The organism is Methylobacterium ajmalii (genome assembly GCF_036448855.1).
Taxonomy (GTDB): Bacteria; Pseudomonadota; Alphaproteobacteria; order Rhizobiales; family Beijerinckiaceae; genus Methylobacterium; species Methylobacterium ajmalii.
In genome coordinates, this window is record NZ_JAZFXT010000062.1 from 19,922 (window position 1) to 31,549 (window position 11,628).

At 72.6% G+C, this 11,628-nt stretch carries 10 protein-coding genes and 1 tRNA gene; 6 read left to right on the forward strand and 5 right to left on the reverse strand.

Annotated elements, in window-relative coordinates; translation table 11 throughout:
• The first annotated feature begins 209 nt into the window (after positions 1 to 209).
• Positions 210 to 1,652 carry a mannose-1-phosphate guanylyltransferase/mannose-6-phosphate isomerase gene (locus tag V3T34_RS25245; RefSeq protein WP_305079403.1) on the forward strand — a complete coding sequence of 481 codons (1,443 nt, stop codon included), beginning with the start codon at positions 210 to 212 and terminating at the stop codon, positions 1,650 to 1,652.
• Positions 1,653 to 1,978: 326 nt separating this feature from the next.
• Here V3T34_RS25245 and V3T34_RS25250 read toward each other — a convergent pair.
• Together V3T34_RS25250 and V3T34_RS25255 are read right to left on the reverse strand one after the other, a co-directional pair.
• Positions 1,979 to 2,070 (reverse strand) — tRNA-Ser (locus tag V3T34_RS25250).
• Positions 2,071 to 2,150: 80 nt separating this feature from the next.
• Positions 2,151 to 3,083, reverse strand: a complete 933-nt coding sequence (locus V3T34_RS25255; RefSeq protein WP_305079402.1) for a LysR family transcriptional regulator — start codon at positions 3,081 to 3,083, stop codon at positions 2,151 to 2,153.
• Between the two features lie 125 nt (positions 3,084 to 3,208).
• On the opposite strand from V3T34_RS25255, the gene V3T34_RS25260 reads away from it, so the two are divergent.
• The 4 genes from V3T34_RS25260 to V3T34_RS25275 all read left to right on the forward strand — a co-directional run bounded on the left by V3T34_RS25260 (position 3,209) and on the right by V3T34_RS25275 (position 6,037).
• Positions 3,209 to 3,823, forward strand: a complete 615-nt coding sequence (locus tag V3T34_RS25260; RefSeq protein ID WP_063919981.1) for a YceI family protein — start codon at positions 3,209 to 3,211, stop codon at positions 3,821 to 3,823.
• 28 nt (positions 3,824 to 3,851) lie between these two features.
• On the forward strand, positions 3,852 to 4,457 hold the full coding sequence (locus V3T34_RS25265; RefSeq protein WP_305079401.1) for a cytochrome b: 606 nt from the start codon (positions 3,852 to 3,854) through the stop codon (positions 4,455 to 4,457).
• Positions 4,454 to 5,020: a YceI family protein gene (locus tag V3T34_RS25270; protein ID WP_305079400.1), complete on the forward strand. Its 567-nt coding sequence runs from the start codon at positions 4,454 to 4,456 to the stop codon at positions 5,018 to 5,020. The genes V3T34_RS25265 and V3T34_RS25270 overlap by 4 nt, the downstream gene beginning before the upstream one ends.
• A gap of 102 nt (positions 5,021 to 5,122) precedes the next feature.
• Positions 5,123 to 6,037 carry a bestrophin family protein gene (locus V3T34_RS25275; RefSeq protein ID WP_091890836.1) on the forward strand — a complete coding sequence of 305 codons (915 nt, stop codon included), beginning with the start codon at positions 5,123 to 5,125 and terminating at the stop codon, positions 6,035 to 6,037.
• Positions 6,038 to 6,240: 203 nt separating this feature from the next.
• On the opposite strand, the gene map is transcribed toward V3T34_RS25275, so the two are convergent.
• From map to V3T34_RS25290, 3 genes are all read right to left on the reverse strand, one after another.
• A complete protein-coding gene (map, locus tag V3T34_RS25280) occupies positions 6,241 to 6,996 on the reverse strand; it encodes a type I methionyl aminopeptidase (protein WP_305079399.1) in 756 nt (251 codons plus the stop codon).
• A gap of 116 nt (positions 6,997 to 7,112) precedes the next feature.
• A complete protein-coding gene (locus V3T34_RS25285; RefSeq protein ID WP_305079398.1) occupies positions 7,113 to 7,787 on the reverse strand; it encodes a L,D-transpeptidase in 675 nt (224 codons plus the stop codon).
• 202 nt (positions 7,788 to 7,989) lie between these two features.
• Positions 7,990 to 10,077, reverse strand: coding sequence for a prolyl oligopeptidase family serine peptidase (locus tag V3T34_RS25290; protein ID WP_305079397.1), 2,088 nt, complete (start codon positions 10,075 to 10,077; stop codon positions 7,990 to 7,992).
• 203 nt (positions 10,078 to 10,280) lie between these two features.
• Here V3T34_RS25290 and V3T34_RS25295 point away from each other — a divergent pair, with 203 nt between their 5' ends.
• Positions 10,281 to 11,432, forward strand: a complete 1,152-nt coding sequence (locus tag V3T34_RS25295) for a glycosyltransferase (RefSeq protein WP_305079396.1) — start codon at positions 10,281 to 10,283, stop codon at positions 11,430 to 11,432.
• The last annotated feature ends 196 nt before the right edge of the window (positions 11,433 to 11,628 follow it).

The following is an 11,628-nucleotide window of genomic DNA, read 5'->3' on the forward strand; positions in this document are numbered from 1 at the left end:
TCCGCAGGGCGGCGCCTGGCGACGGGACGTCCGCCGGTGGATGGGCGTCGTCGATGCGCGGCAGCGGGTGGACGACGCGCTCGCTCGGACTTTGCGGGTCCCGGCGACGCGTCGGTAGCACCCGGATCCGACCGGCCGGCGCGATCGTCTCGCGTGATCACCCTCTCGCGCGCCCGTCGTCCCGGGTGCTCCTGGAAGAGAAAGCTGCCATGGCGTTCGAGAACGAGCGGTCGATCCACCCGGTGATCCTGTGCGGCGGATCGGGCACGCGGCTGTGGCCGGCCTCCCGCGAGAGCTTTCCCAAGCAGTTCATCCCGCTCGCCGAGCCCGAGCGCTCGTCGTTCCAGGCCACCGCCGCGCGGCTCGGCGATCCCGCCGTCTTCGCCCGGCCGACGGTCGTCACCGCCAACGACGCCCGCTTCCTCGTCGCCGAGCAGCTCGCCCAGGGCGGGATCGAGGCCGACATCCTGCTCGAGCCGTGCCGGCGCGATTCGGCCCCCGCGGTCGCCGTCGCGGCGCTCCACGCCGCCGCACGCGATCCCCAGGCCCTGGTGCTGATCCTGCCCGCCGACCACGCGGTCGGCGACGACGCGGCCTTCGTGGCGGCGGTGCGCGCGGCCGGCGCCGGGGCGCGGGCCGGGCACGTCATGACGCTCGGCATCACCCCGACCAACCCCTCCACCGCCTACGGCTACATCCAGCCCGGCGCCCCGCTCGCGGGGGCGGCGGGCGAGGGTGGCGCCTGCGCGGTCGCCCGCTTCCTCGAGAAGCCGGACGCGGCCCGCGCCGCGGCCCTGATCGCCGACGGCGCCCTGTGGAACGGCGGCTACTTCCTGTTCCGCGCCGACGTGATGCTCGACGAGCTCGAAGCCCACGCCCCGGCGGTTCTGGCGGCGGCCCGCGACGCGCTCGAGGGCGCGACCCGCGACCTCGACTTCGTGCGCCTCGATGCCGAGGCCTTCGCGCGCGCGCCGCAGATCTCGATCGACTACGCGGTGATGGAGCGGACCGAGCGGGCCGGCGTGCTGCCGGTGCGCTTCCCGTGGTCGGACATCGGCACCTGGGGCGCCCTGTGGGAGGTGTCGGACCGGGACGGCGACGGCAACGCCGTGCGCGGCCGGGTCGCCCTGCGCGACACCCGCGACAGCCTGGTCCATTCCTCCGGCGGGATCCTGACCACGGTGGTCGGCCTCGACGGCGTGGTGGTGGTGACGACCGACGATGCGGTGCTGGTGACGGGCCGCACCGCCGGGGCCGAGGTGAAGGGCCTCGTCGAGGACCTGCGCCGCCGGGGCGAGCCGGAGGCGGATGCCCACCGGCTGATGTACCGGCCCTGGGGCTCCTACCGGCGCATCGACATCGGCGGGCGATTCCAGGTCAAGCGGATCACCGTGAAGCCGGGCGGGCGGCTGTCGCTGCAGAAGCACCACCACCGGGCCGAGCACTGGGTGGTAGTGCGCGGCACGGCCGAGGTCACGGTGGACGGGGTGGTGCGCCTCGTCCACGAGAACGAGGCGGCCTACCTGCCGATCGGCTGCGTCCATCGCCTGGCCAATCCCGGCAAGATCCCGCTCGAGCTGATCGAGGTTCAGGTCGGCAGCTACACCGGCGAGGACGACATCATCCGCATCGACGACGTCTACGGCCGCTGACGGAACGACCGCGCGGACAACGACCTCCCGGCGTCGATCGGTGCCGGGGAGCGCGAGGCGGCGGTCGGTGGGGGCGGTCGGGTCGCCGCAATGCGGCCGGCGGCTGTCGTCGGCCGTGCATCCCGAGCCGGCGCGGGATCGTCCGCCCGTGCGGGTCAGGATCGATCCGCGTCCCGGCGTGACACCCGGCCGCCGCCACGAATCTCCCGGTCGGTCGCACGAAGCGTCCTGGGTAAGGTCGATCTGTCCTGTGGAGGGGCGCTCGATCCCGGGCCACCTGGGGCTCGCGGGGCGTCGCTCTACGGATGAGCGGAATGCGCCATGGATGGCGGAGACGGAGGGATTCGAACCCTCGAAGCCCCTTTCGGGGCTTGCTCATTTAGCAAACGAGTGCCTTCAGCCGCTCGGCCACGTCTCCGGTGGGCCAACGCTCTAGGGAATCGGCGGGGCGCGGTCAACCGGTTTCGTCGGGGCGACCATGGCGGGGGACGATCGCCCTCAGGCCGCCTCGCGCATCGCCGCGAGGCCGAGGCGGACGTGGTCGCGGAACAGCCGGACCCGGGCCGGCAATTCGCGGCCGGCGAGGCTCACGGCGCGCAGCACGCCGCCGCGGCTCGCCCAGTCGGGCAGCACCGGCACCAGGGCGCCGTCCCTCAGCGCCTGGGCCGCCACCAGGCTCGGGATGTGGCCGATCCCGGCGCCGGCCCGGGTCAGGCGCAGCACGGTGGCGTAGTCGGTGGCGCGAACGGCCGGCCGGGTGGTGATGTGGCCCTCCCGGCCCTGCCCGTCGGACAACCGCACCGGGGCGGCTCCGAGGCGCTCGCGCGACAGGATCAGGTCGTGGCCCGCGAGGTCGTCGAGGGTCGCGGGGGCGCCGCGGGCCGAGAGGTAGGCCGGCGCGGCGTAGAGGCCGATCATCAGGTGCGCCAGCACCGGGGCGCGGTAGCCGCCATCCTGCCCCTCGCCGCTGCCGAGGCGCAAGGCGAGGTCGATGCGGTTGGCCGCGAGGTCGAGGCGGGTGTCGGTGATGAGGAGGTCGATCGTCACCTGCGGGTAGCGCACCCGGAAGCTCGCCACGAGGTCGGGCATCACCTCGATGCCGAAATCGATCGAGGTGGTGACCCGCAGGTGGCCGCGGGGCAGGGTGCGGGCGTCCCGGGCCGTTTCCAGCGCCCCGTCGAGGAGCGCCAGGCTCTCCTGCGCCTTGGCGTGGAAGGCCAGGCCCTCCACCGTCGGCGAGACCGCCCGCGGCGTGCGGGCGAGCAGGGTGACGCCCAGCTCCCGCTCCAGCCGCGAGACCCGGCGCGAGATGCTGCCCTTGGTCTCGCCCAGGATCTCAGCCGCCTGTGTCACGGTTCCGTGATCGACGACCGCACAAAACGCCCTCACGTCGGAGAGCACGCCCCGGAAGGTTTCCGAACCAGCAACCATGTGTCCCGGTTTAGCGGTCTTACGCCCGCGACGGAACCGGCTTAAGCCCAGCGCCGCACGAGGGGTTGCGAGTGCGGAGGACCCGATCGGGGCCCCGCGCGACCCCGACGACACGGAGTGTTCTCGTGAAGCTGTCCGTCCTCGCCCTCGGCCTCGCCGCCGGTCTCGCCCTCGCCGCCCCGGCCGTGGCGCAAGGCGCCGCGACCCGTGACCCCGCCCAGATCCAGGCGGGCACCTACGTGGTCGACCCGAACCACACCCAGGCCCTGTTCACGGTCAACCATTTCGGCTTCTCGCCGTATACGGGCATCTTCTCGGACGTGTCGGGCAGCCTCGAGCTGCAGCCGGCGAAGCCCGCCGAGAGCCGCCTGAAGGTGACCGTGCCGGTGAAGTCGCTCTACGCGCCGAGCCAGCATCTCGTCGACTCGCTGAAGAGCGACAAGTGGCTCGACGTGGCCCAGTTCCCCGAGATGACCTTCACCTCGACCAAGGTGACGCCCGAGGGCAAGGACAAGGCCAAGGTCGTCGGCGACCTGACCCTGCACGGCGTGACGAAGCCCGTGACCCTCGAGGTGACGCTGGTCGGTGCCGGCGCCAACCCGATGAACAAGAAGGTCACGGTCGGCTTCGAGGCCAAGGGCACCATCAAGCGCTCGGATTTCGGCGTGAAGACCTTCGTGCCGGCGATCAGCGACGAGGTCCACCTGGTCCTCAACGGCGCCTTCGAGCGCAAGGACTAATCGGGTCGGAGCCGAAGGCGACATCGTCATGCACACGGTCGCGACGCCCCGTCGCTACACCCTCGTCGCGATCGTGCTGCACTGGCTGATCGCCCTCGGCATCCTGGTCCTGCTGGGCCTGGGCCTCGCGATGACGCGCGGCCCGCTCTCGCCGATGGACCGCTTCGCCTTCTACCAGTGGCACAAGTCCGTCGGCCTCACGGTGCTGGTGCTGATGGGCGTCCGCCTCGCCTGGCGCCACTTTCACAAGCCCCCGCCGCTGCCCGCGGCGATGCCGAAGGCCGAGCGGCGGGCGGCGTCTGCTGCGCATCTCGCGCTCTACGGCCTGCTTCTCGCCATGCCGCTCGTCGGCTGGGCGATGGTCTCGGCCTCGCCCTACAACATCCCGACGGTGCTCTACGGGGTGATCCCGTGGCCGCACCTGCCGGTCCTGCCCGAGCTGCCCAACAAGGCGGCGGTCGAGGGCGTGCTGAAGCTCGTGCACAGCTACGGCGCCTGGCTGCTGATGGCGCTCCTCCTCCTGCATGTCGGCGCGGCCCTGCGCCACCACCTCGTGCTGCGCGACGACACCCTGTGGCGGATGCTGCCCCTGGTGCGGCGCGCGAGCGCGAAACCCGAGGTTTCCTCGCGATGATCCCCTTCCGCCTCGGCCTCGCCCTCGGCCTGTTCGCCGCCCCTCTCGCCGCGCAGGCTGCCGACTGGACCGTCGATCCGGCCAAGAGCCGCATCGGCTTCTCGGGCACCCAGGTCGGCGCCCCCTTCAAGGGCCGCTTCACCCGCTACGACGCCAGGATCGACTTCGATCCGGCGAAGCCCGAAGCCGGCAAGGCGGTGGTGCTGATCGACCTAACCAGCGCCGAGACCGGCGACAAGCAGCGCGACGAGGCGCTGCCGCAGGCCGACTGGTTCAACACCAGCAAGGACAAGCAGGCTCGCTTCGAGGCGACCCGCTTCGTGGCCAAGGGCGGCGACGCCTACGACGCGGTCGGCACGCTGACGATCCGCGGCCTGCGCAAGGACGTGACCCTGCCGTTCACGCTCACGGTCTCGGGCGGCACCGCCCACGCGGTCGGGCACCTCGACCTCGTGCGCACCGATTACGGCGTCGGCCAGGGCTCCTGGGCCAACGACTCGATGGTCGCCCTGCAGGTGGGGGTGGATATCGACGTGACGGCGAGCGCCAAGTCCGGAGGCTGAGAAAGTCCGGAGGCTGAGAAGTCCGGCGGCGGACGGGCGCTTGACCCCGGCCGCGCGGGGGCGGATGACCGCGCACCTTCTTCCGGAGAGCGTGCGCACCCGATGATCGTCCGTCCCCGCCCCGGCGCCCTCGCGATCCTGTTCGCGTGGCGCGGGTCGATCCTGCCGCAGATCGCCCCGCAGGTGACCGCCATCACGGCCGTCGCCTGCCTGGTCGTCGCGACGGAGCAGGGCTGGGCTCACGCGATCCCGCTCACCGCCGGCATCGGGCCGTTCACCCTGATCGGACTCGCGCTCTCGATCTTTCTCAGCTTCCGCAACAACGCCTGCTACGACCGCTGGTGGGAGGCCCGGAAGGTCTGGGGCAGCCTGGTCGTCGAGGCCCGCGGGCTCGCCCGGCTGCTCGGGGCGCTTCTGCCGGAGGACGACGCCCGCCGCCGACGCTGCCTGGAGCGCCTCGCGGGCTTCGCCCACGCGCTGCACGCCCGCCTGCGCGGGCAGGACGACGCGGCCGCCGCCGCTCCCCACCTGCCGCAGGCCGAGCGCGGGCGTCTCGCGTCCCGCGCCAGCCCGGCCGACGCCGCCCTGTCCGGCCTCGCCGCCGATCTCGCCGGGGCGATGCGCGAGGGGACCTTGAGCGACGTATCGTTCGGGCTCCTCGAGCAGAAGCTCGCCGGTCTGTCGGGGGTGCAGGCGGCCTGTGAGCGCATCCAGGGCACGCCCCTGCCCTTCGCCTATACGCTGCTCCTCTACCGCACCGCCTGGCTCTACTGCCTGCTCCTGCCCTTCGGCCTCGCCGCGTCGCTCGGCTGGGGAACGCCGGTGGCGACGGCGCTGGTCGCCTACACGTTCTTCGGCCTCGATGCGCTGGGCGACGAGCTGGAGGAGCCGTTCGGCTCGGCCGCCAACGACCTGCCCCTCGACGCGCTGCTGCGCGGGATCGACGGCATCGTGCAGGATGCCCTCGGTGCCCCGGTGCCGCCGCCGCTCAGCCCCGAGCGCTACTGGCTGCGGTGACGTGCGCCCGCTCAGCAGAGTTGCGCAGGGCAACTCTGCTGAGCCTTTTGCTTTTTGCATCATTTCCGCCGCCGAACCAGTGACCACTTCGGCGAATGATGCTGAGAGCATTTTCCGACGAAGTGGAAACCGGTTCGTCGGAGAAAATGCGACAAAACAAAGACTTAGAGAGCTTCGCGATTGCAACGCGTTCGTGAAGCGCTCTAGGTCCCCGGCATGGTGAGGACGAGCGGCCCGTTCCGGGTCGCCACCACCGTGTGCTCGTACTGCACCGTGAGCGCGCGCGGCCGGCTGTAGAGGGTCCAGGGATCGTCCTCGCCGCTCTCGGCGTAGTCGGCGCCCAGCGACAGGAACGGCTCGACGGTGAAGACCAGCCCCTCGGTCATGATCCGGCGCTCGGAGGCGTCGGGCCAGGTCGCGATCTCGGTCGGCTCCTCGTGCAGCGAGATGCCGATCCCGTGGCTCGCAAGGTTGCGCACCAGCGTGTAGCCGTTCTTCTGCGCGAAGGCGCCGACCGCCCGGCCGATGCCCGCGAGCGGCTTGCCGGTCCCGACCTGGCGCAGGCCGGTCCACATCGCCCGGCGCCCGTCCCGGCACAGCCGCTCCACCGCCCGGGTCACCGGCGGCACCGCGAAGGACGCGCCGGTATCGGAGAACCAGCCGTCCTTTTCGGCCGAGACGTCGATGTTGACGAGGTCGCCCGGCGCGATCCGGCGCTCCCCCGGGATGCCGTGGGCGACCTCCTCGTTGACGCTGATGCAGGTCGCGCCGGGAAAGCCGTAGACCGCTTCGGGCGCCGAGCGGGCGCCGGCCCGCTCCAGGTGCGCCCGACCGATCCGGTCGAGCTCGGCCGTGGTCATGCCGGGCTCGATCGCCCGGCCCATCGCCTCCAGGGCGTCGGCGACGATGCGGCCGATCCGCCGCAGGGCCTCCAGCTCGTCGTCGCTCGACACCGTCATCGCCATGGCTCCCGGCGCGGCCGGAAAGGGGCCGCGACGGGCCGCTTGTGCCATCGCGGCGGGGCGCGGCAAAGCCGTGATGCGCACCGCATGCAACCGCGCCGCGGCCGGCGGGCTCAGTAGCCCGGAACGACGGTGTAGTAGGTCCCGCCATAGGCCGGCGGATAGGCTGCCCCGACCGGCTGCCAGCCGGCATCGCCCCACGGATCGGCGCTGCGGCCGCGCCGCGGGCGGGCGACCGGCGCATCCGCGTAGAGGCCGTTCTGCGCGTAGAGGCCGTCCTGCGCGAAGCCGTCCCGGTCCAGGGGGGCGCGCCGTGCCTCGCGCCGCGGCGAGGCACGGCCGGCCAGCGCCGTCTCGTCGCCGCCGATCACCACCCGGGTGTTGCCCATGCCCTCCGCCTTCACGAGGGCGAACAGCGTCGCGGCCTTGCCCGGCGCGAGGCGCACGCAGCCGTGCGAGGCCGGGGTGCCGAGGCGGCCGGTATGGCCGCTGCCGTGGATGGCGTGGCCGCGACCGGTGAAGAAGATCGCGTGCGGCATCGGCGCGTCGTCCCATTCGCGCGAGCGGTAATCGGCCGCCATGCGCGACGGCGAGAAGGTGCCGCGGGGCGTGTTGTAGCCGGCCATGCCGGTGGAGACCGGCCAGTCGTAGAGCGTCCGGCCGTCCCGCGTCACGGTCATCCGCTGGGTGGTCTTGTCGACCGCGATCAGGATTCCGGCCCGTGCCTCGCCCGCCCCGAGGGTTGCACCGGCCACGCAGAGGGTGACGGCGAGACAAGCGGCGCGCATCGTGGAGACTTCCCCGTTTCGGCAGGACGCGCGGGCATGATGCCATGCGCTGCCGGAACGACGTGCGCGCCGCCCGCGGGTTCCCGGGTGTGAACTGCCGATACGACCGCGCCTTCGATCGGCTCCGTTCGAAGGCGCCGGGCCAACCCGAACGCGCCCTGGCGTCGACGTGCCGATGCCAGGGCGCGAGGGCATGGTTCGCTCAGGCCCCGGCGACCTCCGGCTCCCAGCCGATCGCCCGGCGCAGGAAGGCGGCACCGAGCGCCGCGAAGGCGGCGGTCTCGGCGCTGTTCTTGCCGTGGGAATGGCCGCCGGCCTCGGGCTCGTAGAAGCGGGCATCGCAGCCGAGCGCCTGGAGCTTCGCCGCCATCTTGCGGGCGTGGCCCGGATGGACCCGGTCGTCGCGCCGCGTCGTGGCGATCAGGATCGGCGGATAGGGCTTGCCGGCCTCCGCGACGTGGTAGGCCGAGATGTGCTGCAGGAAGGCCCAGTCCTCCGGGATCTCCGGGTCGCCGTACTCGGCGATCCAACTCGCGCCGGCCAGCAGCTTGGTGTAGCGGCGCATGTCGATCAGCGGCACGGTGCAGAACAGCGCGCCGAAGCGCTCGGGATAGCGCGTCAGCATGTTGGCGATGAGGAGGCCGCCGTTCGAGCCGCCCTCGGCGGCGATGCGTCCGGGGGTCGTCACGCCGCGGCGCACCAGGTCGGCGGCCACCGCCGCGAAGTCGTCGTGGGTCAGCGCCTTGCCCTCGCGCCGTCCGGCCTCGTGCCAGCGGGTGCCGAACTCGCCGCCGCCGCGGATGTTGGCGACCACCCGGGTGCCGCCCTTGGCGAGCCAGAGCCGGCCGAGCACCGCCGAGTAGCCGGCGAGGTTCGTCACCTGGAAGCCGCCATAGCCCGAGAGGTGCACCGGCGCCTCGCCGGTCTCGCCGGCCGGGCCGGCCTGGACGTAGGGGATGCGCTCGCCGTCGCTCGACACCGCCTCGTGCCGGGTCACCACCATTCCGTCGGCCTCGAACAGGGCGGGTGCCTGCTTGAGCAGCGTCGGCGCGGCGAGATCGGGCCGGGTCGTCAGCAGGGTCGAGGGGGTGACGGGGTCGTTGGCGGCCACCATCAGGTCGCCGTTCGATTCCTCCTCCTCGCCGTCCATCGACCAGACGCTGACGACGCCGAGCTCCGGCAGGCCGGCGACACGGCCCTCCGCCCACCCGCTCGGCGAGGGGGTGAAGACCGGAAAAACCGCCTTCAGGTCGTCGAGGATCGACAGGACCAGTTGCCCGCCGGTCCAGAAGAAGCCCTGCAGCGCCCGGCGCGGACCCGGGGTGAACAGCACTTGGAAGTCCCGCGCGCCCTCCAGGAACGCGTCGAGCCCGATGCCGAGCACGCTGTCGGCCGGATGCGTAGTCCCGCCCACCGCCCACGGCGTGCGCAGGCGGATGGCCAGGAAGCCGCGGTGCCAGTGCGCGTCGGCATCGGTCGGAATGTCGAGGCGGGTTTTCGGACCGGTGCGGTCGCCGAGCTGGATCGTGCCGTCGAAGAAGCCGGTGCGCTCGGCGAAGACCAGGCGTTCGGGGTTCGCCTCCCGGTCGGGATAGCCGTAGGCGACCATGCTGGCCGGGCCGGCGGAAAAGATCACCGGGGCGTCGAGCGGGTCGGTGCCGCGCCGCCACAGCCGCACGGTGCGGGCGTAGCCCGACGGCGTCGCGTGCTCCGGCCCGCCGAGCGGGCTCGCCAGCAGCAGCGTGTCGGGATCGAGCCAGACCGGGATGCTCTTGGCTTCCGGCAGCGAGAAGCCGTCCGCGACGAAGGAGCGGGTCTCGAGGTCGAACTCGCGCACCACCGTGGCGTCGCCGCCACCGCGGGAGAGCTGGACGAGCGCCCGGGCGTGGCTGCCCGGCAGGCTCGCGGCGCCGCTCCACACCCAGTCCTGGCCCTCGTCGCGGGCCAGCGCGTCGAGGTCGAGGAGCACCTCCCAGGCGGGATCGGCCTTGCGGTACTCGCCTTCCGTCGTGCGCCGCCACAGGCCGCGGGGATGCCCGGCATCCTGCCACAGGTTGTAGAGGAGGCCGCCGCGCCGGGTGACGCCCGGGATCTTGTCGGGCCGGTCGAGCGCGGCCTTCAGGCCGTCGCGGTCGGCTGCGTAGCGCCCGTCGGCGTAGGCCGCGAGGGTGTCGGCGTTCTGCGCCTCGACCCAGGCCAGCGCCCGTGCGCCGTCGACCTCCTCGAGCCAGAGATACGGGTCGTCGTCCGGGGCCTGGAGGGTCGGGCGGGGATCGGGCTGGTGCGGCATGCCGGACTCGTCGGTTCGCGAGCTTCAAAAGATCTCGCCGGATCATCTAACCCGGCGACGGGCGGGGTCCAGGCCGCCGCCGCCCGGGTGATGCGGCCAGGAAACACCGGTCCGGCGCACGCGCTGCCGTCATACGGTTGCAACAGCCGATCTGTTTGAGGGGAGGGGAGGGCGCGGGTCTCGACCGGCCCGGGAGGACCCGCATGACCGGTACCGGCCTTGCCGCCATCATCTGCCTCGCCCTCACGGTCATCAACCTCGCGAGCCTCGCCATCGCGCTGCGCCGCCTCGGCCGGCCGGACCCCGCCTCCGCCGGGCTTCAGGACGCGCCGGTCACGGTGGTGCGCCCGGTCTGCGGCCTTGAGACCTACAGCGAGGAGACGCTGGGCTCGGGCTTCCGCCTCGCCTATCCGCACTACGAGCTGATCTTCTGCGTCGCGCGCGCCACCGATCCGATCGTGCCGCTCGTCGAGCGGCTGATCGCTATGCATCCGGACGTCCCGGCCCGGCTGATCGTCGGCGACGAGCGGGTGAGCGACAACCCCAAGCTCAACAACTGCATCCGCGGCTGGGACGAGGCGCGCTACGATTGGATCGTGCTGGCCGATTCGAACGTGCTGATGCCGGAGGACTACATCCAGCGCCTGCGCGCCGCGTGGCGGTCCGACACCGGCCTCGTCTGCTCGACGCCGGTCGGCACGCGACCGGGCAGCTTCTGGGCCGAGGTCGAGTGCGCCTTCCTCAACACCCTGCAGGCGCGCTGGCAATATGTCGGCGAGGCGCTGGGCCTGGGCTTTGCCCAGGGCAAGAGCATGCTCTGGTACCGGCCGCTCCTGGAGACGCAGGGTGGGATCCGGGCGCTCGCCGCCGAGATCGCCGAGGACGCCGCCGCCACCAAGCTGGTGCGTGCCATGGGCCGCAAGGTCCATCTCGTCGCCTCTCCCTTCGCCCAGCCGCTCGGGCCGCGCCGGGGCGCCGAGGTGTGGTCGCGCCAGTTGCGCTGGGCGCGCCTGCGCCGGGTCACCTTCCCGCTTTTCTTCGCCCCCGAGATCGGCACCGGTGCGGTGATCCCGATGCTCGCCGCCTATCCGGCGGCCGGGGGCGGGCTTGCCGGCCTCGCGGCGATGCTCGGCACCGCCGCGGCCTGGTACGGCGCCGAGTGGCGGCTCGCCGCCCGCAACGGCTGGCCATGGTCCTGGCGTTTCCCCCTCGCGTGCCTTGCCCGCGACCTGCTCTTCGTCCCGATCTGGCTCGCCGCCTGGGTTGCCCGCGACATCGTCTGGCGCGGCAACGCCATGGATATCCGCACCAAGCCGGCCCGCCTCGCGGCCGACGCCCCGGCCGCACTCCCATAGCCGAGGCCCCGTCGCCGGCAGGGGCGGGGCATTTTCTGGAAGCTCGGCCGGAGAAAGGGTGTTGACCGCCCGAAACCCGGAGCCTATACGACCACTCATCGGCGCCGGCCGCGACAGCGGCCCGGGCGCTGAGCCATCTTCGAGACAGTCCGGGCTGGCAAGCCTGACCTTGGTCAGGCGCTGGTCCTGTTTTCGC

Excerpts from the sequence above, each read along its gene's own strand:
- V3T34_RS25245 (WP_305079403.1), top strand. The coding sequence starts at position 210 with ATGGCGTTCGAGAACGAGCGGTCGATCCACCCGGTGATCCTGTGCGGC.
- V3T34_RS25255 (WP_305079402.1), bottom strand. The coding sequence starts at position 3,083 with ATGGTTGCTGGTTCGGAAACCTTCCGGGGCGTGCTCTCCGACGTGAGG.
- V3T34_RS25265 (WP_305079401.1), top strand. The coding sequence starts at position 3,852 with ATGCACACGGTCGCGACGCCCCGTCGCTACACCCTCGTCGCGATCGTG.
- V3T34_RS25270 (WP_305079400.1), top strand. The coding sequence starts at position 4,454 with ATGATCCCCTTCCGCCTCGGCCTCGCCCTCGGCCTGTTCGCCGCCCCT.
- V3T34_RS25275 (WP_091890836.1), top strand. The coding sequence starts at position 5,123 with ATGATCGTCCGTCCCCGCCCCGGCGCCCTCGCGATCCTGTTCGCGTGG.
- map (WP_305079399.1), bottom strand. The coding sequence starts at position 6,996 with ATGACGGTGTCGAGCGACGACGAGCTGGAGGCCCTGCGGCGGATCGGC.
- V3T34_RS25285 (WP_305079398.1), bottom strand. The coding sequence starts at position 7,787 with ATGCGCGCCGCTTGTCTCGCCGTCACCCTCTGCGTGGCCGGTGCAACC.
- V3T34_RS25290 (WP_305079397.1), bottom strand. The coding sequence starts at position 10,077 with ATGCCGCACCAGCCCGATCCCCGCCCGACCCTCCAGGCCCCGGACGAC.
- V3T34_RS25295 (WP_305079396.1), top strand. The coding sequence starts at position 10,281 with ATGACCGGTACCGGCCTTGCCGCCATCATCTGCCTCGCCCTCACGGTC.